Source organism: Marisediminitalea aggregata, assembly GCF_900129565.1.
In the GTDB taxonomy this organism is placed as follows: Bacteria; Pseudomonadota; Gammaproteobacteria; order Enterobacterales; family Alteromonadaceae; genus Alteromonas; species Alteromonas aggregata.
In genome coordinates this window covers 1-23,476 of sequence record NZ_FQWD01000007.1, presented here as the reverse complement: position 1 = coordinate 23,476, position 23,476 = coordinate 1, and the positions used below count along the sequence as shown (strand labels likewise).

The 23,476-nt window shown below is 49.6% G+C and carries 20 protein-coding genes; 9 read left to right on the top strand and 11 right to left on the bottom strand.

Annotated elements, in window-relative coordinates; all coding sequences use genetic code 11:
• Positions 1–7: 7 nt before the first annotated feature.
• On the bottom strand, positions 8–994 hold the full coding sequence (locus tag BUB81_RS18695; protein WP_073324889.1) for a TonB-dependent receptor domain-containing protein: 987 nt from the start codon (positions 992–994) through the stop codon (positions 8–10).
• Positions 952–2,583 carry a TonB-dependent receptor plug domain-containing protein gene (locus BUB81_RS18690; protein WP_073324888.1) on the bottom strand — a complete coding sequence of 544 codons (1,632 nt, stop codon included), beginning with the start codon at positions 2,581–2,583 and terminating at the stop codon, positions 952–954. Before BUB81_RS18690 ends, BUB81_RS18695 begins: the two co-directional genes overlap by 43 nt.
• Positions 2,584–2,985: 402 nt before the next feature.
• Here BUB81_RS18690 and BUB81_RS18685 point away from each other — a divergent pair, with 402 nt between their 5' ends.
• The 5 genes from BUB81_RS18685 to BUB81_RS18665 all read left to right on the top strand — a co-directional run bounded on the left by BUB81_RS18685 (position 2,986) and on the right by BUB81_RS18665 (position 8,094).
• A complete protein-coding gene (locus tag BUB81_RS18685) occupies positions 2,986–3,525 on the top strand; it encodes a hydrolase (RefSeq protein WP_073324887.1) in 540 nt (179 codons plus the stop codon).
• Between the two features lie 205 nt (positions 3,526–3,730).
• Positions 3,731–4,711 carry a phenylalanine--tRNA ligase subunit alpha gene (gene pheS, locus BUB81_RS18680; RefSeq protein ID WP_073324886.1) on the top strand — a complete coding sequence of 327 codons (981 nt, stop codon included), beginning with the start codon at positions 3,731–3,733 and terminating at the stop codon, positions 4,709–4,711.
• 12 nt (positions 4,712–4,723) lie between these two features.
• Positions 4,724–7,111, top strand: coding sequence for a phenylalanine--tRNA ligase subunit beta (pheT, locus tag BUB81_RS18675; RefSeq protein ID WP_073324885.1), 2,388 nt, complete (start codon positions 4,724–4,726; stop codon positions 7,109–7,111).
• Positions 7,112–7,114: 3 nt separating this feature from the next.
• Positions 7,115–7,414, top strand: coding sequence for an integration host factor subunit alpha (gene ihfA / locus BUB81_RS18670; protein ID WP_073324884.1), 300 nt, complete (start codon positions 7,115–7,117; stop codon positions 7,412–7,414).
• A 122-nt stretch (positions 7,415–7,536) separates the two neighbouring features.
• On the top strand, positions 7,537–8,094 hold the full coding sequence (locus BUB81_RS18665; protein ID WP_073324883.1) for a hypothetical protein: 558 nt from the start codon (positions 7,537–7,539) through the stop codon (positions 8,092–8,094).
• 18 nt (positions 8,095–8,112) lie between these two features.
• Here the strand turns inward: BUB81_RS18665 and BUB81_RS18660 are convergent, their stop codons facing one another.
• From BUB81_RS18660 to BUB81_RS18650, 3 genes are read right to left on the bottom strand one after another with little or no spacing between them, the layout of a single operon-like run.
• A complete protein-coding gene (locus tag BUB81_RS18660; protein ID WP_073324882.1) occupies positions 8,113–8,793 on the bottom strand; it encodes a phytanoyl-CoA dioxygenase family protein in 681 nt (226 codons plus the stop codon).
• Positions 8,794–8,797: 4 nt separating this feature from the next.
• Entirely contained in the window at positions 8,798–9,265 is a 468-nt protein-coding gene (gene ybaK, locus BUB81_RS18655; protein ID WP_073324881.1) for a Cys-tRNA(Pro) deacylase, read from the bottom strand.
• 8 nt (positions 9,266–9,273) lie between these two features.
• Positions 9,274–11,565 (bottom strand): penicillin acylase family protein, encoded by a 2,292-nt coding sequence (locus tag BUB81_RS18650; RefSeq protein WP_073324880.1) that lies wholly within the window; start codon positions 11,563–11,565, stop codon positions 9,274–9,276.
• Between the two features lie 342 nt (positions 11,566–11,907).
• On the opposite strand from BUB81_RS18650, the gene BUB81_RS18645 reads away from it, so the two are divergent.
• Positions 11,908–13,278 (top strand): SLC13 family permease, encoded by a 1,371-nt coding sequence (locus BUB81_RS18645; RefSeq protein ID WP_073324879.1) that lies wholly within the window; start codon positions 11,908–11,910, stop codon positions 13,276–13,278.
• A 113-nt stretch (positions 13,279–13,391) separates the two neighbouring features.
• On the opposite strand, the gene BUB81_RS18640 is transcribed toward BUB81_RS18645, so the two are convergent.
• Genes BUB81_RS18640 through BUB81_RS18620 form a run of 5 tightly spaced genes read right to left on the bottom strand, consistent with a single transcriptional unit; the run spans position 13,392 to position 19,937 of the window.
• Positions 13,392–13,742 carry an ankyrin repeat domain-containing protein gene (locus BUB81_RS18640; protein ID WP_073324878.1) on the bottom strand — a complete coding sequence of 117 codons (351 nt, stop codon included), beginning with the start codon at positions 13,740–13,742 and terminating at the stop codon, positions 13,392–13,394.
• Positions 13,743–13,787: 45 nt separating this feature from the next.
• Positions 13,788–14,342 (bottom strand): cob(I)yrinic acid a,c-diamide adenosyltransferase, encoded by a 555-nt coding sequence (locus BUB81_RS18635; RefSeq protein ID WP_073324877.1) that lies wholly within the window; start codon positions 14,340–14,342, stop codon positions 13,788–13,790.
• A complete protein-coding gene (locus tag BUB81_RS18630; RefSeq protein ID WP_073324876.1) occupies positions 14,339–15,787 on the bottom strand; it encodes a CsiV family protein in 1,449 nt (482 codons plus the stop codon). The genes BUB81_RS18635 and BUB81_RS18630 overlap by 4 nt, the downstream gene beginning before the upstream one ends.
• 2 nt (positions 15,788–15,789) lie before the next feature.
• On the bottom strand, positions 15,790–19,287 hold the full coding sequence (mfd, locus tag BUB81_RS18625; RefSeq protein ID WP_073324875.1) for a transcription-repair coupling factor: 3,498 nt from the start codon (positions 19,285–19,287) through the stop codon (positions 15,790–15,792).
• A 56-nt stretch (positions 19,288–19,343) separates the two neighbouring features.
• On the bottom strand, positions 19,344–19,937 hold the full coding sequence (locus BUB81_RS18620) for a PilZ domain-containing protein (RefSeq protein WP_073324874.1): 594 nt from the start codon (positions 19,935–19,937) through the stop codon (positions 19,344–19,346).
• A gap of 156 nt (positions 19,938–20,093) precedes the next feature.
• Between BUB81_RS18620 and BUB81_RS18615 the strand changes: the two genes are divergently transcribed.
• A complete protein-coding gene (locus BUB81_RS18615; protein WP_073324873.1) occupies positions 20,094–21,299 on the top strand; it encodes a lipoprotein-releasing ABC transporter permease subunit in 1,206 nt (401 codons plus the stop codon).
• Between the two features lie 132 nt (positions 21,300–21,431).
• Positions 21,432–21,998, top strand: coding sequence for a phosphoribosyltransferase (locus BUB81_RS18610; RefSeq protein WP_073324872.1), 567 nt, complete (start codon positions 21,432–21,434; stop codon positions 21,996–21,998).
• Between the two features lie 28 nt (positions 21,999–22,026).
• Here the strand turns inward: BUB81_RS18610 and BUB81_RS18605 are convergent, their stop codons facing one another.
• A complete protein-coding gene (locus BUB81_RS18605; protein ID WP_073324871.1) occupies positions 22,027–22,989 on the bottom strand; it encodes an integron integrase in 963 nt (320 codons plus the stop codon).
• A 306-nt stretch (positions 22,990–23,295) separates the two neighbouring features.
• Between BUB81_RS18605 and BUB81_RS22300 the strand changes: the two genes are divergently transcribed.
• A partial coding sequence (locus BUB81_RS22300) for a hypothetical protein (protein ID WP_217653481.1) occupies positions 23,296–23,476 on the top strand: 181 nt, incomplete at its 3' end.

The window sequence follows — 23,476 nt, the reverse complement described above, 5'->3', positions numbered from 1 at the left end:
GTTTTCTTTAAAACTTATACGTTGCAGTGAACGAGAAGGTTCTGCCCGCTGAAGGTTTAACGACTACTGAGTCGAATAAATCAGCCGAGGTATAATATTCTTCATCCAGCAAATTATTCACTTGCAGAAGACCAACAAACGGTCCTTGCGCATAGCTTACAGAGCCATTCACAATGCTGTAGCTAGGCAGCATGACGGTTTGCAATATGTCAGTGTAAGTTTCGTCAACCCACGTCAGGCCGATACTCCCTGTCACATCGCCTTCACCCAGTTCCTGTGCCCAGGTACCTGAAATACTGATGATATTGTCGGGCAGGCCACCGCGCTCTAGACGCGTATTCATGCCAACAAAAGCCGAACGGGGACCTGCAATACGGCCGCCATACACATCTTCCGGGTTGAGCCCGTTCTGTGCCGCGAAATCAGCGCCGTTGATAACCGCTAACGCACCATTACTGACTTCTTCGGTATTAGTGTGGGTAGCCGTTGCAAGAATAGACAGATTTTCACTCACCAAAGCCCGCATTTCGAATTCCAGGCCATCACCATACACGGCGACAAGCGCACCGGTCTGACTGTCACGATAGGTCTTTTCCTGATCGTACCAGGCAACAGCGGTATACAAACGGTTGTCGAGCAGGTTCATTTTGACACCCACTTCCTGAAGCACCGATTCCTGGATATATTCGCTTGACTCAATGGTCGTTGGAATGATCCCGCCAAGTTGGTTGGTACTCAACGAGTTGGTTTCTGCATAGGTGATATAGGGAATAATACCATCTGCATCGTAGGAAATACTGGTGTTATAGCTAAACGCCGTATCATCACCTGTTATAACACCATTACCCTGAGGGTCGCCTAAATAGGCTACCCAGCCGTTTTCTGATTCAACGTCGAAGTAGTCAAACCGCGCACCTAGTAGTACGTTAAATTTGCCATAGGCGATATCGGTCAGGAAAAACGTTCCGGCATTGGCCGATTTGGACAGGTGCACTTCGTTGAAGTTGGGGTTAACGTGCCATCGACGCCGGTGACGTTGCCATCTTCGTCATAAATGAGTGTGGCATTTTCATATGGGTCAAACGATGCTGGAGAAATACGGTCATTAGCCGTTGGCCCTACGGAAATATCACGGAAATCAAACGTCTCATCCATCCAGGCGGCGTAGTTATCCAAATGTTCTTCGCGGTAGTTCACACCCACTATGCTGTTAGCAGTAAAACTGTCGCCTTCGTACTCGAAAGTCAGGCTGCTGCGAAGTTCATACAGGAAAGCGTCCGGGTAATAGGCGGTGAAACCCCAGCTTTGGTACTTGGTGTGATCCATGTAATCGTAAAACGCTTCATTTTTCCATACAGTGCCACTTTCGAACTCATGGGTGATGTCGATATACGCGGTAATCGCCGTGGTATCAGCGTAATCCTGATCGTCGATAAACGTAGTCTGATGATCGATTTGCGTAGTGCCTGCATCGGTTAACGCATAAGGGTTAGCCAGTGTGCGGTCAGCCAGGAAATTACCAAAACCGCCGGCACAGCTGATTTCAAAACCGTTGTACGAGGCATTACCTGCACCCGCGTCGGCAGCCGTACACCAACTGTTTACGTTGCTAAATGCGTTATTCAGGAAGCTGGGCGCAAACGACGCTATGAACGACGACTCCTGAGGCAGCAGAGTATTGGCGCCTATCGGATTGTCAGAGTTTCGAATCGGCGCGGCACCGGTTATATAAGTACCTTTGTCAATCAGGTCTTGCGTGACGCGGTTCCAACCCGGCACCTGAATACTGTCAGTCGTCTGATACTGCACGCCGAACTGCAGAGTCGTGCTGTCGGACAGGTCAAAATCGACAGCAGCCTGAACTAACTCACTGGAAGGCTCATATCCATCAAAGAACGATTCTGAATCTTCAACTTCGGCAAATAACTGCAGGCCACCGTATTTACCGCCAATTTCCAGAGGGATACCCAGGCTGCCCGAGATGATGCGTTGGTTGTACGAACCCACGGTAACTGAAATGTCACCGGTGACTTCATCGATGTATTTACTGCCGCCTACTTTGGCCGATTTGGGGGTGTAATTGAGCTGTCCACCCACGCTGCCGCTACCGTAGAGTGGTGACACCGGGCCACGCATGACTTCAAGTTTTTCCGCACCGCGCACAATGGTATTGAATGCACCCGGGTTGGCAATGCGACGAAAGCCCCGGAAATAGTTGTCGGCAGGCTCACCGCGAATATCCATGGCGCCTTTAATACCGAAGAACGAGCTGGTGAACGCCCCCGGGGTTAAACGAACCAAATCATCAACGCTGCGCAGCGCAAACTTATCTACCAGATCTTCACTGATTTCGGTAATTGAACGAGGGGTTTCGTACAGTGATTTGTCTAAACCAAACGCGCTGCGGTTTTCGCCGTTTGGCATAATGGAGTAGTAATCCGCTTTTTTGCCCAGTACATCTATTTTTTCAACGTCAGTTTCACTGACTTCTGATGCTTCCTGAGCGAGTGCGGTGGTAGTACTGCCAAGAAGAAAAAGTGCAATACCTACCGCAATGGGATGAAAAGAATGAGAGTGTTTCATTAGTGTTCCCTGTTGAGTGAGTGTGAAGTGTTCCCGACAGCCTTGGAGCACAACACGTGCCAAAACTTGACCAGGTGGTCAGAATAAGGCGCAGAAGTACTTGGGGGATAGGTCTAATAAACGCAAGTAATTTTTATTAATATAAATTTATTCAATAGGTTATGGTTTTATCTATCAGCGATAGAAAATAGGGTTTTAATTAGTCGTGCTGTTGCTATGTGAGCGCACTTTTGAGCGTCGTTATTTCATTGATGAAATTAAATGCACCAATTTTATTCAGTCGGTGCACGATAAATGGTCAGGTTATCGCGGTGAAACACCGATAGTGCGCCCATGGAGTGCGTGAAGGGTATGTATGATAGAGAGCTATAGTGATGAAACGAAACCGAGAAGGATAGGCGTGTGTTACAACAACAAAATACCGGTCTGATTATCATCGACGTGCAGGGAAAGCTGGCTAAACTGGTTGCCAATAGCGATGAGACGATTCAATCTGTTATCACCTTAGTGCAAGGCATGAAAATACTTGGGCTCCCCGTGATTTGGGTAGAGCAGTTGCCAGACAAACTGGGCACAACGGTGCCGGCAATAGCTGAACATTTGTCAGACTATGAGCCTTTCGCTAAATCTACGTTTAGTGCAATGGGTAACACGGCAATTTCACAGGCGATTGCATCAACTGGGCGTACAGACTGGCTTGTGTGTGGCATTGAAGCTCACATCTGCGTTTACCAGACCGTATGTGACCTACTCGACAACGGCTATCACGCGCATATTGTAAATGATGCGGTGTCATCCAGAAATCCTCAGAACAAAGCCCTGGCGCTGGACAAAATGCAACGCCTGGGGGCACACATTAGCGGTGTTGAAATGGCGCTGTACGAATTGCTCGAACGGGCCGATATTCCGGAATTCAAAGCGATTCTGCCTCTCGTCAAATAAGCACTGGTATGATTTGAACAGTAAAAACCTGCAATTTTGCAGGTTTTTGCATTTTATTTGCTGAAATCAGCCCGTTAGGGTAGCCGTGCCTTTTATCCTTTGTGTAAAATGTCGGCCTTTTACAGTTCCGGCCGTTTTGCAATCCGTTTGATTGCAACCATGTCGGGTCTGCCACACAGTAATTTTGTACCAAATTGGGGTAAACATGGAGCTTGAAGCGATAGTCAATCAGGCGAAAGCAGAGATTGATGCTGCCAGCGACGCAGCCACGCTCGACCAGGTTCGGGTGGAGTTCATGGGTAAAAAAGGCAAACTGACTGATCTGTTAAAAGGGTTAGGGCAGTTGTCTGCTGAAGAACGTCCACTTGCCGGACAAAAAATTAACGAAGCAAAGCAAGTTATTCAACAGGCTATCAGCGTGAAAGGCGACGCCTTGCGCACAGCAGAAATGAATAAGAAGCTGGCTGAAGAAGCGGTTGACGTGACCCTGCCGGGTCGCACCGAGTTCGCAGGCAACCTGCACCCGGTATCACGCACAATTAGCCGTATTGAAAAGTTCTTTGGCGAGCTGGGTTTCGCAGTGAAGACCGGCCCGGAAGTAGAAGACAGCTTCCACAACTTTGACGCGCTGAACATTCCGGCTAATCACCCGGCTCGTGCTGACCATGATACCTTTTATTTTAATCCGGAAATCATGTTGCGTACGCAAACGTCTGGTGTACAGATCCGCACTATGGAAGCAGAAAAGCCGCCATTGCGTATTATCTCGCCGGGACGTGTATACCGTAACGATTACGATCAAACTCACACACCAATGTTCCACCAGGTAGAAGGCCTGATGGTAGACAAGAACGTGAGCTTTACTGAACTGAAAGGTATTCTGCACGATTTCCTGCAAAACTTCTTTGAAGAGTCACTGCAAGTGCGCTTCCGTCCGTCTTACTTCCCGTTTACTGAACCTTCAGCAGAAGTCGATGTGATGGGTAAGAACGGCCAGTGGCTGGAAGTACTGGGCTGCGGTATGGTGCATCCGAATGTGCTGCGTGCTGTGGGCATTGACCCTGAAGAATACACTGGTTTCGCCTTTGGAATGGGCGTTGAGCGCTTAACCATGTTGCGCTACGGCGTAAATGACTTACGCGCGTTTTTCGAAAACGACCTCCGTTTCCTCAAGCAGTTCAACTAAGGCGGCATCAACATGAAATTCAGTGAAAAGTGGTTAAGAGAATGGGTTAACCCTGCTGCGTCACAGGATGAACTGTGCGAGCAGCTAAGTATGGCAGGACTGGAAGTCGACGGCGTAGAACCGGTTGCCGGTGACTTCTCAGGCGTAGTAGTAGGCGAGGTGGTTGAGTGTGGACAACACCCTAACGCTGACAAACTGCGCGTGACCAAAATTAATGTGGGCGAAGACGAGCTGCTGGACATCGTATGTGGTGCACCAAACTGCCGTCTAGGCCTGAAAGTCGCTGTTGCCAAAGTTGGCGCAGTGCTTCCGGGTGATTTTAAAATAAAGAAAGCGAAACTGCGCGGTGAGCCGTCGTTCGGCATGTTGTGTAGTTTCTCTGAACTGGGTATTAGCGACGATCACAGCGGTATTATTGAGTTGCCTCTGGATGCGCCGATTGGTGCTGATATTCGCGACTACCTTGAACTCAATGACGTTACCATTGAGGTTGATTTAACGCCTAACCGTGCAGATTGCCTTGGCCTTCGCGGTATTGCCCGTGAAGTTGGCGTGTTAAATAACACCGACGTAACTGAACCATTGGTAGAAGCGGTTGCACCAACTATTGAAGACAAGCTGGCGATTACGTTAAGCGCGCCTGAAGCTTGCCCGCGCTATTTGGGCCGCGTGGTGAAAGGCGTTAACGTAAAAGCGCAGTCACCTCTGTGGCTGACTGAAAAACTGCGCCGCAGTGGAATTCGCAGCATCGACCCGATTGTAGACGTAACCAACTTCGTACTGCTAGAACTTGGTCACCCCATGCACGCATTCAACCTGGCTTCTATTGAAGGCGGTATTAATGTACGCATGGCTAATGCAGGTGAATCCCTGACACTGCTTGATGAAACCACGGTAGAGCTCAAAGACAACACCCTGGTCATTGCCGACGACAATAAAGCGCTGGCAATGGCGGGTATCTTCGGTGGGCTGCATTCAGGTACCGACGAAAACACCACCGACATTTTGTTGGAAAGTGCGTTCTTCGCGCCGGATGCCATTATGGGCAAAGCGCGCCAATACGGCCTGCATACCGATGCATCGCACCGCTATGAGCGTGGTGTAGATCCGCAATTACAGGCTACCGCAATGGAGCGCGCGACGCGTTTGATTCTGGATATCTGTGGCGGAGAAGCCGGCCCGGTTGTTGAAGCAGTGAATGACGCTACGTTACCAGCGCAACCCGAGGTTACGCTGCGTAAAGCACGCCTGAAGCGTGTTCTGGGCATTGATATTGCTGATGACACCGTGTCTGAAATCCTGGCTCGACTGGGCATGCAGGCAACAGAATCAGACGAAGGTTGGGTTGCCAAAGCACCGTCGTACCGCTTTGATATTGCGATTGAAGAAGATTTAATCGAAGAAGTGGCTCGCGTTTACGGTTACAACAGCATTCCTAATGTTGCCCCAGTGGCCGCGCTGTCAATGATTCCGGCAAACGAAGCGACATTATCGCTGGATGCGGTTAAAGCAGTACTACTTAACCGCGGCTACAACGAAGCCATTACCTATTCGTTTGTTGATCCGAAAATTCAAAACCTGTTGTTCCCGGAAAGCAACGGTTTGGTATTGCCGCACCCGATTTCTTCAGACATGTCTATTATGCGTGTGAGCTTGTGGCCGGGTCTGCTTCAGGCAACCTCGTATAACCAGAAGCGTCAGCAAAACCGCATTCGTTTGTTCGAAACTGGCCTGCGCTTTGTTCCCGATGCTGATGCACCGAACGGCATTAATCAGGAGCCGATGCTGGCGGGCGTGCTTGCTGGTCGTCGCTTAGCGGAACATTGGGACGGTACTGATTCGGCTGTTGATTTCTTTGATGCGAAAGCTGATGTAGAAGCGCTGCTGGGACTAACCGGTAAAGGCAAGCAAGTGAGCTTCAAAGCTGAAACGCATTCTGCCTTGCACCCGGGCATGTCAGCGGCAATTTACCTTGATGATGCGCACATTGGCTGGCTGGGCGCGGTACACCCGCAATTCAGCAAAAAGCTGGGCACCAACGGACGTGTGTTTGTTTTTGAACTGCTGTTAAGTGCCGTTACACAGCGTGAATTACCGTCTGCGAAGCCGGTTTCCAAGTTCCCGGCAAACCGCCGTGACATCGCGATTACCGTGGCTGAAACCGTGGCTGTTGGCGATGTAATAAAATTTATTGAAAAAAATAGCGCAAATCAATTAGTTGGCCTAAACTTGTTCGATGTGTATACTGGTCAAGGAATAGCCGACGGCTATAAGAGCCTTGCGTTATCACTGATCCTGCAAGATCCAGACAAAACGTTGGAAGATGCAGAGATCCAAGCGGTGGTAGATTCAGTGGTTAAAGGGCTTGAATCTGAATTCGGGGCAGCGTTAAGAGAGTAAATTATGGCATTAACCAAGGCCGAGATGGCTGAACACTTATTCGAAAAACTGGGTATCAACAAGAAAGACGCTAAGGATTTGGTGGAAGCGTTTTTTGAAGAAATCAAAGGCGCACTGGAATCCGGTGAACAAGTGAAACTCTCCGGGTTTGGCAACTTTGACTTGCGTGACAAGAATGAACGGCCTGGCCGCAACCCGAAAACGGGTGAGGACATTCCGATCAAAGCGCGTCGCGTGGTTACGTTCCGCCCAGGTCAGAAACTCAAGAGTCGGGTTGAAAATTCCAAGCCGCCTACAGAGTAGAGACGTAGTGCTTTAAAAAGACATCATTGGCCAGCAGCTCTGCTGGCCTTTTTATGCTGTTAGTTGGGCTTCTGGCTGACAGATCTTCTAACCTACACGTAGTTTTGGGGTAGGCATTTTTTATGACATTTCTCAAAGGCTTAATACTGGTCGTTGTACTGCTAATTGCCGCAGCAGGGGTTTGGTTTACTCAACCACAAACGCCTGTTGAAGATGAACAACAGGATGCTGCATTAGCTTCGCTTTCATTTCGCCAACAAATTCTGCACGCCAGCGATTTAATGGCAGGCGTTAAGCAGGCTATTCAGCAGCAGGACGCTCAGGCATTACAAACCTGGCAACAAAAGGCGGTTGAGGTTGCCGTTGCCGCTGAACTGAGTCAGCAGGATATTGATTTTATTGCGTCACAGGAAGGATTGGAGTATTTGCAGTTTCATGCAAACCGCGCGTTGTTTAATGAAGGTTTTGAGCAGCGATATCATTCGTTAGCCGGTATTGAGGATTTAAAAGCACAGTACCCGCAAGCACAGGATTTGTTTGCGAAAGCGGACGAGATGATTGCGCAGCGTGATGCAATTATCAATGAAATCGCAATAGAGCTGGGTGGGACTAATCCGCCAGGTGACGTCGCGATTAAAGAAGCTAAACGCTTGTGGCAACAGCGTTTCAAAAGTAACTAAGCGCGGTTGGTTGCTTACTCAGGCCCAGCTGACATGGTCAGGCAGCGAGTAGCCACTGTATTCTAAGTGTACAACTCGTCGTTGAGACGGGTTTTGTGCTTTTGACGAGGCGTGAAGCAAATGGGGGCGCATTACCAGTACATCTCCCACGCCAGCTTCACATACTACTTCCGGCTGTTGTCGAACTATTTGCTCGATGTCTTTCTGCGAGAGTAATCCAGCCTGATGACTACTGGGAATGACTTTCAGACAGCCGCTGCTAATGTCGGCGGGATCCAGGTGGATTCGCAACGTCACCATATTATTTAAAACAGCAAGTGGTGCCTGTACATGCAGGGTATGGTCTTTTTCACTCCAGGGGCCCCAGTCAGGGGCATCGAATTTCGCTGACACGCACACGGTTTTATCCTGATGCCAGGTTACCAGCCAGTTATTGTCGACGGTCTTATTAAATACGATGGCGCGCACTAACTGCGCGGGACCATTGAGGTATTGAGCCGCGAGACTCAGCAAATGGGCGCAGTGGGCTAGATCACGAATGCCAGTAAACTTCTTCTCGGCATTGCGAATGCCACCCGTGCCGGCACAGACGTGGTGCGATGACAATTCTTCACAGATGGCGTGGCACTGCGCTGGCGGTAAGCACCCTTTAACTAGTTCGTATCCCAAAGGCAGCGCGTTACTATGCTCAGCGCCCATTTTTTTAGCCTGCGAGTGGGGCGAACTTGCCGCGGGTCAGGCCAGCTAAATCCTGTGGGCTTAGTTCAATTTCCAGACCGCGTTTTCCCGCGCTCACGTAGATAGTGTCGAAAGGCTCTGCCGATGCGTCGATAAACGTGGGCAGGGCTTTCTTTTGGCCCAACGGACTGACACCACCCAGCACATAGCCTGTGGTACGCTCTACTTTTTGTGGATTGCCCATTTGTGCTTTTTTCGCACCGGCCGCTTTAGCCAGTTGTTTAAGGTTCAATTGATGAGTAACCGGCACTACCGCTACCACCAGCGCGCCGGTGTCAAGTTCAGCGACCAGGGTTTTGAAAACCTGTTCGGGAGCCAGCGATAGCTTTTCGGCGGCTTCCAAACCATAGGAGGCCGCTTGTTTGTCGTGTGTATACTTGTGCACCTTATGCGCGATTTTTTTACGCTCGGCAGCCACAATGCCCGGTGTCATATTTGCTCCTACTGCGGGGTAAATGAAAGCGTGTGAATGGCGTCGCCGGGAAGCAGCGGCGTAAGCCTTTGCTCGGCGTAATCCATAAAGCCCGCCCGGTAAAAGGGCGATAGCGGGTGACCCGACTGACCACCTGGTAACGTCAGCACCGCGCTTTCCAGTTTACCCGGGCGCACAAATAAACGCTCGGATGCACCAAATGCACGCTGTTGTACAGACGGCATGTAAGTATCACCAAACCCTTCCACTTCCGGCATGTTCAGGTATTTACCTACCAGTGGAATTTGGTTAGCAAACGGGTGGGTAATGGCCAGGGTGTTCACTTTACCCCAACGAAGGGTAGAGAGGTCCTCACTTTTACCATATTGCTTTTCCAAAGACGCTTTAGCTTCTTCGTATTGCGCCAGCATAAACGCCTGCCAGTCACTCTGGCCTTCTGGTAACCAGCCAGGTGGCTGCTTGCGAATAAGTTGCCAGATTGCGGGCTCCAAATAACGGCTTAGAGGGCGTAATGATAAATCCTTGGCCGTTAGCGTGTCGGATACTGAATCAAACGCGGCGGAAATTACCTGCTGGCGGAAATGCTTCACCAATGTGTAACCCACTGAATCGGCACAGGCGCAGTTGCCCCAGTTTTCCAGCGCGGCAATGTCGTTGGCAAAATAGCCGCTATTGCGATTCAGTAATTGGCGAAGCAATGCATGCCAGGGCTGAAGGAAACGCGCTTCGTTATCTAACTGAATCTGGTAAAAGCGTCCTTCATCGAATTGTTGATAGTCGAACAAGCGATCGCGAATTTGCTGTGCACGGGCGCCCAGGGCATAACCGCCGTCACCAAAACGCGTGGCATCTTCTGCGCTCATTACCCGGGAATTACCCGTCCATATTCGTTTGGTGTCAGGGTTCATCACCACCGGTAAATCCATTTCATCGATGTCCCAGCCACCGGCAGCCTGTGATTCAGGTACGGCGATGTCTTTGGGCTCCTGGCGGCCGGGCACTGCACCGCCTGGCATCCAGGCAATGTTGCCGCGGGTGTCACCCATTACGAAGTTTTGCACCGGAATACCCAATTTGCGTACCACGGGAATCGCATCGAGCACGCTCAACTGGGTATCCATTAACATCAGGTTAAGGTTTACAGAGTACGGCTGGTGTGCAACCCATTGCAGTGCGTAGTAGCGGTCGCCGATTTGTTTAACCGGCCCCCACTGACTTTCCAAACGGGTGTATCTGTGCGCTTCGCCTTTTACCAGTATGGTTTCTTCTACTTCGGTAAGACTGCCAGGGTCGCTGATTTCTACCCAGTCCGCCGTGTCGATATAGGCGTTGGTGAAGCCCCAGGCCACATGACCATTGGTGCCGACAATGATGCCGGGCACACCGGGTAAAGACACGCCTGTGATATTCACATCGTAATCGTTACGGGCGTAATTAAGTTGAGTACGGTACCAGATAATCGGTACTCTGAAGCCCAGATGCATGTCGTTGGCAAGTAGAGCGCCACCGCCGTCGGTAAGCTCACCGCTGACAATCCAGTTGTTACTGCCTACTTCGGGCACAAAAGGTAAAACCTCGACGGTATGTTTTGCGGTTACATCGTTGCCGGGCAGGGGGGGAATATCTGCTTTAAATTGCTGACGACTACCATCCAGTGCCGCCTGGTACTGACTGGACTGTAAAATAAAATCGACCATCGGCTGACCATAGCGTTTGGCAAGCTCGGTGAGCGCTAAGTCTCTGGACAAGGTATTGCCCTGTAAGTCCAGGTACATGCTGTATACCACTAACAGACTGTCAACTTCGGTCCAGGGCTTGATGTCAAAGCCGGTTAGCAAATATTCAAACGGTTTGGCACCAAGCTCGCTGATAGCTTGATTCACGCCTTTGGCATATTGCACCAGCGCCTGTTGTTGCCAATCCGGTAAGGTCGGCAATATGCGCTCGGCACGGCGTCGAAACTGATGAAAACGGTTATTTTTGTCGACGTTTAGGGCGACTTCACCCAACCACTCAGACAGCTCACCAGCCGCCACGCGGCGCTGTAAATCCATTTGGAACAGTCTGTCTTGCCCGTGGGCATAACCTAACAGGTAAACAGCATCCAGCTGATTGGCTGCGGTGATGACAGCCTGACCCAATGCATCACGTGACAAGCTGGCAGGGTGGCTGATTTCGCGCAGCTGCTTTTGACCGTCCAGTGCAGGTAAGCTTTGCGACAACGTTACGTACACGGTTGCACCGGCGATGAATACGATGGCAATGACTGCAATGAACAACCATTTGATCCACTTGAGCATGGGAAGTGTCCTTCTAAATACCTTTCTGCATTAAAAAGCAGTGTATAACCACCAGTTTACAAGACGATGAATTGCAAATGCCAGTGAATTATAACTAACAGGTCTGACCGGGATGCGACGAAGGGGTATTGGCGCGAGCAGTGTCTCGGGTTAAGCTGGTTGTAATAACAAGAAAAGCTATAAAATCAATCAGTAGCAATGCCATCCGACAGTATTCACAAAGAGGCAAAGACCGCTACAACAGGGCTTTAATCGTTAAGAGCGCCCATTACGACAGGCTCAGGACGCCATAATTACCTCAGGTAAACAGGAGTACGTACGCTTAGTACGGGTTGGCAAACTATGAAAATAAAAAATAACGTCATTCTTTTTAGTGCGGTTGTGAGCACCTTGCTATGGTGGCTATTGGACACTAACGGCCATTCTTCTGAATTAAGCTTAACGGCGGCGCTGACGGTGTTAATTGCTATTCTTTGGGTGACCGAGGCATTGCCGATCCCCGTTACCTCATTGATTCCCTTTGTTGCGTTCCCCATGGCGGGGGTGATTGACTACAAAGAGGCCTCGTCTGCGCTGGGAAGCCATGTGATTTTATTGCTAATGGGAGCATTCATGCTCTCAAAAGCGCTGGAAAAGTCCGGGGTGCACCGACGTATTGCAGTATACATGTTGCGATTATGCGGATCGTCCAGCGCCAAACGGTTAGTGTTGGGGTTTATGCTAACCTCAGCTGTGCTGAGTATGTGGATTTCCAATACGGCAACGGCGCTTATGTTGTTACCCATTGCGATGGCAATCATTACTTCAATGGACTCGCCTAAACTGGCGACAGCGCTGTTACTGGGTATTGCTTATGCTGCAAGTCTGGGCGGAGTGGGAACGCCCATCGGCACCCCGCCGAATATTATTTTTATGAGCGTGTATCAGCAAACCACTGGGGTTGAGCTGAGCTTCCTGAATTGGATGATGACCGGCGTGCCCGTGGTGCTTATTTCCATTCCGATCATGTCGTTCTGGTTAACTCGTAACCTGGGTGAAATGCCGCCGTGTGATTTACCCAAAGCGGGTGGGTGGCGTGCTGCTGAAAAGCGGGTATTAGCCGTGTTTGGCATTGTGGCGCTGGCCTGGATATTCCGCCCTTACTGGTCTGCATGGACCGGTATGACCCTGGTGAGCGACAGTACCATTGCAATTGCCGGCGTGGTGTTAATGTTTCTGGTCCCTGACGGCGATAAAGAAAAACCGGGCCAGTTGCTGGACTGGCGCACCGCTGAATCGATTCCCTGGGGCATGCTGTTGCTGTTTGCCGGTGGTATTTGTATGGCAAAGGCGTTTACCGCGTCGGGCCTGAGTCAACAGCTGGGCGAGGCCTTAACGGGTTTATCGGCTTTACCTGTTGTGCTGACGTTATTGTTGTTATGTCTGGCGGTAAGCTTTGTCACTGAAATTACCTCTAATACCGCCACGGCTACATTACTGATGCCGGTGTTAGCCAGTGCGTCAGCGGCGATTGGGGTCGATCCGATTGTGTTAATGATGCCTGCGGCAATCAGCGCTAGCTGCGCGTTTATGATGCCGGTCGCGACCGCACCCAATGCCATAGTGTACGGCAGTGGACGCATTCCCATTCAAACTATGGTGCGCGAAGGCACCATACTGAATATTCTGGTAGGGCTGGTGATCACCGGCGTTGTGGTGGTAACCCGATTGTAGTTCAAATGAGAAGCGGTAAAGACTTCAGACAGTAGCCTTAATCAACGCTTTTTTGGTTAAGTCTCAGCCTGGTTTAGTTTCAGAGTATCGCGTTACACAAGGTAACGAGATGGTCAGCGGCTGCTTAAACATTCTTCTAAACGTTTTCGCCAATGTGGTCTCGAGCGGCTATGTAATTTCGCTCCTGACCAGGCTAAAAGTCTGACCACCTCATCTGTAGCATGATGAAGTGCAATTTCAATTGGTACTATACCGTGAGCATTTTCTGCATTTACGTCTGAACCATGATCAATAAGATATTGAATCATTGTGACATCATTATTATTAATTGCTGCAACCAAAGCAGAGCCGTGACTAACATCCTGATAATTTAAATTACCGCCTGCGGCTATTCTCTCTTTTACTAATTCGAGGTTTTTTCCACGTACCGCAAAAATTAATTTTTGATCGATGCTGAATGTCATAAAACACACGTAATTGTGTTAGCGATTAGCCTTATATGCGCCAAATTACTTCGACGACACGGGCGTATCGGGTACGGCTGCCAGTAAATTCAGGTAGCGGGCAAACACGAACAACCAGTCTGACAGACGGTTGACGTACTGCAACACGGGCGCGGCAATGTCGGTTTGTTCGCTGGCGCTTACCAATTGTCGTTCTGCGCGACGACACACTGTTCTGCACACATGTGCCTGAGACGCCTGAACGCTGCCGCCGGGCAATATAAATTGCGTTTGTGGGGCGAGTGTTTGCTGCATGGCATCGATTTGCTCTTCAAGCTCAGCTACAGCCGATTCTGGTAAGCGAGAGCTGGCAGACATAGCAAACCCGGCGCTAAACAGGTTGTTTTGAATCCGGGTTAACCAGGCCAGCGATACGCCGTGCTCGCTGTTCTGTTGTGACCAGCTTTCCTGTAGTTGCGCGTGAAGCAGGCCGACATGCGCATTCAGTTCGTCTATTGCCCCGTAGCATTCAATAAGCGGGTCGTGTTTGCTTACCCGTATGGCTTTGTCTACGTAAACCTGAGTCTGGCCGGCATCGCCGGTCTTGGTGTAAATCTTCATTGTGTGTCGTCAGTATTACTTTGTTTTGCGGCCGGGCGGTCGTAGCGGCGAATTTGCACAACCATACCAAACAGCGGGTGATCGAAATAATGTAACTGTGTGCTGATCACGCGGCGAACCTGCCTGAACGGAATCGATACCAGTTCATAAGTTGGCGCGCTGGTTGAATCGCTCTGTTGCTTCACATCTGTTGCTACCGGCTGACGGTAAAACAGTTCACTGTTGATATGCAGGTAGGGCACGCTGTTGATGTATTTCAGGAATACCTGGATAAACCCGTCCAGCTCCCAGATTGGGGGTAGCTGGGTATTGTAAGGGTCGATATTTAAGCCAGTGTTTTCGTCCTGCGGGGCAGTCATAGCCGCGTAACTGATTGGCTGAGGCTGAGCAAGACGGGTATTGAGCTCATTGAAAAATGCGGCGGTTTTTTCGGCTTTCACGGTGTCAGGATCGATATAGGCTGAGTCGCTGCCACTATTCATTGAATCAGGCGAGTCCAGCAGGCCTTCGATGGGCTCGGGACGCAATTCGCCTTCAACGGTGAATTGTTCCGCAAAGTTCTGGCCAGCAAACAGGCGCAGGGTTTCGGCGTTATCCTGCCCGAACTTAACCTGCTGACGCCAGCTAAAGTGTGCCAGGCGATCAATGCCTTTGCGCCAGCGTACACTGGTAAACAAATTCTGTTGAGTGAGTTGTTCTTCAGACAATAAATGCGGTCCATTGGCGCGCGCCCAGTCTGCACCGTGAATAATTAATGGCGTTTGATCAGGAAACGGTACATGTAGGTTAGGGGCCTGCCAATGCCACTGCGGAGTATTGGTAACAAACGCTGGGCCTTGTTGAGCAACGCAGCTTAAGTCACGCTTTGCTGGCATTGCATCTTTGTAAATGATGTCGCCCACATGAGATTCTACCCAATAGCTGGCAATAGTTTCGGGGGAGGGGGGAATAATCACCGCTTCCGTGTCTGCAACCGTGTCAGACATCGTTGGGTCAACAGTTAAAAGAGGGTTTGTGGTGTCTTGTTCATGTATGAGTGCGCTTTCTTCAACCGTGTCGCTGGTGTCTTCAACCGCTTCGGCTGAGTAACCGTCTACCGATTCGCTAAACTCTGGCTCAGGCTCTGGCACATAGTATTTTGCAATGATTTCTTCAAGATCAGGGGCTTCGGCCCAAAGGGGCGATTCAGGCTTTCCGCATACAGGCAAAGATGAATAGACCCACTGCAAATCCGGCTGGAAATACTGTGACAATAAATCCCAGTCTGTTTTGGGGGCGGTGAGCCGCGATTGCTGCTCAAAAGATTCCGATAAATCGCCGACGGCAGTGGAGCGTGAAAACAACACCACTTCTACGTCGAACCACCATTTATCGTCATCCTGGGCCATAGCATGGCCGCTTGAAAAGGTACTGAGTGCGATAAGACAACCGATAATCCGCCTCATGCTTATTTTGTCTCCCTGGCAAATTCTTCAATAAGCGCTTCCACCATAGCTAATCGTTCGCGCGCTGTCTCGGTTTTCTTTACGATCCGGAGTTTTTGACTGCCTTCAAACTTAAACATTTTACTGCGGGTTTGCACTAGCGAAATGATGAAACCAGGATCGACCGGGGTGGTCTCTTTAAATTCCACTGTGCCGCCGACGCTGGTGAAGTCCATTTTTTGTATGCCCAGCTTATGTGCTTTTAATTTCAGTTCGGCAATGGCGATGAGGTTTTTAGCCGCGTCAGGCAGTAAACCAAAGCGATCGATACATTCAATTTGGAAGGCTTCGATGTCGTCGTTGTTTTTGCAACTGGCCAGCTGTTTGTATAGCGACAACCGGGTGTTTACGTCGGCAATGTAATCGTCTGGCAGCAGCGCCGGAATGCGAAGCTCAATTTCAGTCTGATGGCTGGCGGCTTCGTCTAATGACGGTTCTTTACCGGCTTTGAGTGCTTCTACCGCTTGTTCCAGCATATCCATGTACAGCGTAAAGCCCACGGTGGCGATTTGCCCTGACTGGTCTTCACCAAGCAATTCACCCGCGCCGCGAATTTCCAGATCGTGGGTGGCTAACGCAAAGCCTGCGCCCAGGTCTTCCAGGCTGGCAATCGCTTCAAGACGTTTAACCGCGTCGCGAGTCATGCGCTTGGGATGTGGGGTTAGCAAATACGCGTAGGCTTGATGGTGCGAACGGCCGACACGACCACGTAACTGGTGAAGTTGGGCCAGACCGAGATGGTCAGCACGGTCCATAATAATGGTGTTAGCAGTAGGCACGTCGATACCGGTTTCAATAATGGTGGTACATACCAACACGTTAAAGCGCTGGTGATAGAAGTCACTCATTACCGACTCCAGCTCGCGCTCTCGCATTTGACCGTGGCCAACGGCAATGCGCGCTTCTGGCACGATTTCGGCAATTTCTTCTGCCGTTCTGGCTATACTGTCGACTTCGTTGTGCAGGAAATACACCTGACCACCGCGTAAAATCTCACGCATAATGGCTTCACGGATCACCGCTTTGTCGCGCTGCTGTACGAAGGTTTTAATGGCTAAACGTCGTGCTGGCGCGGTGGCAATAATAGACAAATCACGCATGCCCGACATGGCCATGTTCAATGTTCTTGGTATCGGCGTGGCCGTTAGGGTCAGAATATCCACATCGGCGCGCAGTGACTTAAATTTCTCTTTCTGACGTACACCAAAGCGGTGCTCTTCGTCGATGATCACCAGGCCTAAATCGTTGAACTGCACGGCGTCGCTTAATAATTTGTGTGTACCAACCACAATGTCGACGTTGCCTGAGGCGATACCGTCGAGTACGGACTTTTGTGCTTTGCCGCTTACAAAGCGCGAGATTACTTCAATTCTGAACGGCAGGTTGGCAAAACGGTCTTTAAAATTCTCGTAATGCTGCTGAGCCAGCAGGGTAGTGGGCACCAGAATAGCGACCTGTTTGCCCTGATTGGCTGCCAGGAAAGCCGCGCGCATGGCGACTTCTGTTTTACCGAAGCCTACATCACCGCATACCAGGCGATCCATGGCCTGCGGTGCGCCCATATCCTGAATAACGGCATTGATTGCCTGCATTTGGTCGGGCGTTTCCTCAAACGGGAAGGTATCGGAGAATAACTGATAATCTTCCCAGTTAATGGGGTACGCAAAACCGGGTTTAGCGGCGCGTTTGGCGTAGACATCGAGCAATTCTGCAGCCACATCGCGCACTTTTTCGGCGGCTTTTTTCTTGGCTTTGGCCCAGGCGTCTGAGCCCAGGCTATGTAAAGGCGCGCTGTCTTGTTCACCGCCGCTGTAGCGCGAGATTAAATGCAGTGACGACACCGGCACGTACAGTTTTGCCTGTTTGGCATACTCAATACACAGGTATTCAGTGGGGATGCCGCCCGCGTCGAGGGTTTGCAAACCAATATAACGGCCTACACCGTGATCCAGATGCACCACCGGCTGACCCACAGACAGTTCGGCCAGGTTGCGAATTATGGCGCTTTCGTCTGTGGCTTTCTGCGCTGTTCGCAGACGGCGCTGGCTGATTTTGTGGCCGAGTAACTGTGTTTCTGTAATAAATAACAGCTCGCCGTCCGGGTTGGACCAGCGGAAACTGTGTTCGACCATACCAATGCTGATCCCAACCGATTCATGGCTGGTGAGGAAGTCGTTAAAGTGGCTGAACTCTACCGGTTTGATTTGGTATTTGCGCAGCACGCCCAGCAGGTTTTCACGCCGGCCCTGTGATTCGGCACAAAACAGTACTTTTGCCCCTCGGGTTTTGGCGTCGTCTATAGCGGCTAATAACGCCTGCGCCGGCTGTTTCTTTTGCGGGTTCAGCGCGATGTCGTTGAGCTTTTCGCAGTGCAGATTGTGTTTACCTGCACTGTCTTCCAACACTTCCTGACTTAACGAAACCCGCGGCCATTGCTTAATGCCTGAGAACAATTCATTGACCGGTAAGAACAAGGCTTCGGGCGGTAATAGCGGGCGGTCTTTGTTATAGCGATACTGTTCGTAGCGTTCAGACACGTCTGCCCAGAAGAACTCGCTGGCGTCGTTGACATCACCGTGCAGCACAAGTTGTGTGTCGGGGTGGAAGTAGTCAAACAGTGTGGCGGTTTTCTCAAAGAATAACGGCAGGTAGTATTCTACGCCGCTGGGCATAGTGCCGCGGGTAATTTGCCCGAATATTGATCCTTCGTTATTGCTGCCTTCAAAGCGGTCCAGAAACTGCTGACGGAACAGGTTCAGGGCGTTTTTGTCGGTTGGAAATTCCCTGGCCGGTAACATACGGATTTCGTTAACCGCATCGCTTGAGCGCTGGGTATCGGTGTCGAATAACCGAATACTGTCGACTTCGTCGTCGAACAGGTCGATTCGGTAAGGGTGTTTGCTGCCCATGGGGAACAAATCAATAATACTGCCCCGAACCGAGAATTCACTGTGACTGAGTACCTGACTTACGTGCAGGTAGCCTGCTTGTTCCAACTGTCTGCGGAAGGTATCGCGGTCGAGCTGCTGACCTTTTTTAAGGAGCAACAGATGCTGACCGATGTATTCCACCGGTGCCAGGCGCTGCATTAAGGTATTCACCGGTACGATGAAGATACCCGTTGGGTCCTGGGTTAAACGGAATAAGGTTTCCAGTCGCTGTGAAATAATATCCTGGTGCGGAGAAAACGTGTCGTAGGGCAGGGTTTCCCAATCGGGGAACAGCGTAACCGGCGTGTTGGACGCGTCGTTGCCCAGGAAATAGCGGATTTCTTTTTCTAGCTTTAGTGCTGAGGGTGTGTCGGCAGTGACGAGTACCAGCGGCTTTTGTGCTTGTTGACTGGCTTGTGCCACAGCTAGTGCACGGCTACTGCCTTGTAAATGGCCCCATTGCTGGTGATCCTGATGACTGGCGGACGTTCTGGCTTTGGGTAACGGCAATGAAAGAAGCGAGGCTGTCATGATTCCTGTTCAGTGTAATTAAGGCGTACTTGGCTCAACGGCAAAAGTGCGCGGATCTAGGGCTGATTCGATTGGTTACGCTTTTTAAGTTGCTGCGTTTGTAAGTGCAGGCTGGCTCGCACCAATAACTCCTGATCCTGTTCTCGAATTCGGGTAAAAATGAAGGCTATATGGTAGCCATTCGGCTCTTGCTGGCAAGCAATAACTTCGCCGTAGCAAAAAACCGCAGCGGCCTCTTCGGTAACAAACAGTTTAAGCTCTGCGATAGTGCCAACCGCAAGTTCTGAATCGTGGTTTATGACCACGCCACCACCGCCGAACCTGATACTTTCAGTGCGGTAATTTGGATCGTCCTGTTGATGCAAAATATAAGACATCATCAAATCGATTTTACGCGACTGATGGGTGAGGTAATTCACCAAATCCGAAGCGTGGCTGCTTAGGTTTCTTAAGGGGCGTAGCGCCTGGGTTTCGATGGCTGACATTTCGCTGGCGATGCGAAACGCATAAGGCATGTGTTCTTCAAGTTGCTCCGGTTCGGGTAACACGAAATCGCTGGCAAGTGTGCGAACATTTACCTTTAGTGCATGGCCAATTAAAAAGAATTCGTTAAATTGTGCCTGCTTCTGTTCCAGTGTGAGTGAATCCACGTTACCTCTCCGGGCTGACTTGTGCGCTGGTTAGCTTACACGTATTATGCAGCGAGCTTAAGTTTTTGTTTATTATAACAGTGTTTTGATAAATACGCGCAGCGGCGCGCCCCTGTCGATAGCAAGCACGAAAACACTGTACCGGGACCCAATTTCATGCAATTACCACTCTCTGCATTTATAGCAACGCGATACGCTACTGCCGGTAAACACAATAGTTTTGTGGCGTTTATAAACCGATTTTCCATTGCCGGTATTGCGCTTGGGTTGATGTCGTTGATTGTGGTGCTGTCGGTAATGAACGGCTTTGAAGCTCAGCTACGCCAACGAATTCTGGGCATAGTGCCGCAGGTTGTTGCCCATGATACACCGGTTGAAAATATGTCCGAATTAGCCTTGCCGGGTGTACGAGCAGTGAGCGTGTTTCGTGAAGCGGAAGGATTGGTGCAGTCGCGTCAGGCGTTGCGGGGAGTGCAGCTGCAAGGCGTCGATCCTGAAGCCATGCAACAGCACAGCATAGTGGCTAAAAACATGCTGGAAGGTACATTTGACAGGCTCAATACCACCAAGTTTGGCGTGATTATTGGCCGGGCACTGGCCATGGAGCTGGAAGTCACGCCGGGCGACCAAATTCGCATTATGGTTGCAGGTGCTAGTGTGTATACGCCCTATGGCAGAATGCCGAGCCAGCGACTGGTAACGGTAACCGGGGTGTTCAATTTAGGTTCACAACTGGACGACAAGGTGATTTATTTACATGTAAATGACCTGACCCGTTTGTTGCGTAAGCCCGCCAGCAGCGTGGCTGATGCAAGATTGTTTTTAGATAACGCGTTTGAGTATCAGGGAGTCGTGCAGGTACTGCAGGATGCTGGATACGCTACCTCTGATTGGCGCTCTCGCCAGGGCCCCTTGTTTGACGCCGTAAAAATGGAAAAAAACATGATGTTTTTAATGCTGCTGCTCATTATTGCCGTCGCAGCGTTCAACATTGTGTCTGCACTGGTAATGGTGGTGTCTGAAAAGAACAGCGACATTGCCATTTTGCTCTCACAAGGCATGCAAGTCAGTAATGTACGAGCTATTTTCATGATCAATGGCGTGTTAAATGGGTTAAAAGGGGCGGCCATTGGCGCGGTACTGGGTATTTTAGCTGTGCTGTTTATTAACGATTTATTGGATCTGTTAGGTATACACCTGGCACTGTCGGCAGATGGTAACGGCTTACCCGTAGATATGCGCTGGGAACAAGTAGTGTGGGTTACGTTGTTTTCGTTATTGCTGTGTTTACTTGCCAGCTGGTACCCTGCACAGCGCGCCATGAAAGTGCAGCCTGCCAGAATTTTGCAGCGAGAAGGGTAGTGCTTTAGCGTGCTAAATTTTAATCGCGCTTCAAAACTTGAATAAATGGTCAGGAAAATGCCGTAATATCCGTGCAATATTACTGAATTTTACCTATAATCTCGTTTTTATTTTTCGCCCGGTTCCGACACTATGAATAAAGTTTTTATTACGTCGCAGGATCTGCTTCAGGATTCATTTCGTCTCGCGTCGCAAGTGTACAAAGATGGCTTTCGCCCGCAGTTTATAGTGGGTATCTGGCGCGGCGGTGCGCCAATTGGTATTGCTGTACAAGAGTTTTTCGAATTTAAGAAAGTCCCTACGGATCATATTGCCGTACGTACTTCCTCTTACTATGGCATTAATAAGCAAAGCAAAGACATTCGCGTTCACGGCCTGCATTACTTAATTGAGAATGCCAATGCAGACGATGATCTGTTGATTGTGGACGACGTGTTCGACTCAGGCCGCAGCGTAGACGCACTTATTAAGCAAATCAAAAAGTTGATGCGCTTGAATATGCCAAAAGACATCCGTATTGCTTGCCCTTATTACAAGCCAGCAAACAACAAAACCGACATCGTGCCAGATTACTTTGTAAACGAAAGCGATGACTGGTTAGTGTTCCCGCACGAAATTGCTGACATGAGCGAAGAAGAAGTGCGCGCCGGCAAAACTGAACTTGCTGCTGTTATGGATATTCTTTACGACAAAGAATAACCACTTTAATTCGTTGGCCCGTTTTTACTCATAGCAGTTCAAGCGGGCTCACCACTGCGTTTCCTCCCCGTTGTAATATATGTGTATAGATTTGGGTAGTGCGCACGTCGCTATGGCCCAGTTGGTCCTGCACTGTTCGAATATCCGCGCCCTTTAATAGTAAATGCGTAGCAAATGAATGGCGTAGCGTATGCGGTGTAACGGATTTTTTCAGGCCAATTTCCCTCGCTGTATTCCGTATTACCCGTTGTAATTGCTTTTCATCAATATGATGTCGGCGTCGTAACGACGATTCCGGATCAATACTGGTTTTACTTGCAGGAAATAAATACTGCCACTCTAAAGACTTATTCGCGCCTTGGTATTTTATCGCAAGCTGTTGCGGCATCCAAACTCCTGCGTATTCTGGGTTAGCTTTATCTCGTTTCAGTAAATGTTTTACTTTTTCCGTTTGTGTTTGAAGTGGGGCAACCAGGGTGTCTGAAAGCGTAACCACTCTGTGCTTTCCTCCTTTACCGTTCCAGATTTTCACGCAGCGGTAGTCGAAGTCGATATCTTTAACGCGTAATCGAACACATTCCATGAGTCTTAATCCGCTGCCATAGAGCATAGACACGGGTAATGACTGACGTTCAGGAATATTCGCCAGTAACTGCTGTACTTCACTAATGGTTAAAACCGTGGGCAATTTGGGTTTTCGGCCACTATTTACAAAACCAATGTCGTCACTAAGTGGCTGTTCAAGGTACTTACTATATAAAAATACCAATGCATTAAGCGCACTCGCCTGGGTGCTGGCTGACAGGTTTCGCTTTACCGCCAAATGGGTTAAGTAAACACGTACATCCTGATCGCCCATTTTCTTTGGATGTTGGTAGTTGTGAAATCGAATATAGTCGGCAATCCAAACCAAATAGCTTTTAATCGTGCGTTTTGCATACCGTTTGAGCATCATGAACTCATAGACTGCATTAATGAAAGGTGACTTCATGTAAACTCCTTTTTGCAGAAACTTACCACGCTAACTGCTATGCGCTAACTGAACCTATAGCGAGTTTTTACGCTGATTATTTCTTAGAAGTTGTAAAATCCGCTAGAGTTTTCCAAGGCAAAAAATGATCACCAAGAGTGGTGTATTTAACGCAATAAAATTTAGAGTGCACTAGGGTAGTGCGCATTAAAGGGTTGTGAGAAAAGAAGTTATCGGATTATTATGAACGAATTATATACCCCATTTTGGTGTAAGTTTTTACACCATTTGGGCAGATATTAAATTGTTATGTTTCATGGTAACTAAATGAGAAATTTTGGTCGAATGGCGCTCAAAACTTCCGTAGCCGGGTGGGTAATTGGAATTACATTCACTTTTGTATCTTGGGAATTCGCCACACCGAATGCTGAAAATACTTTGCATGAGTTGCCGCCTTACATTGCTTTGTCAGCATTCCCAATATCTATAATTGCCGTAGTAATAGGGG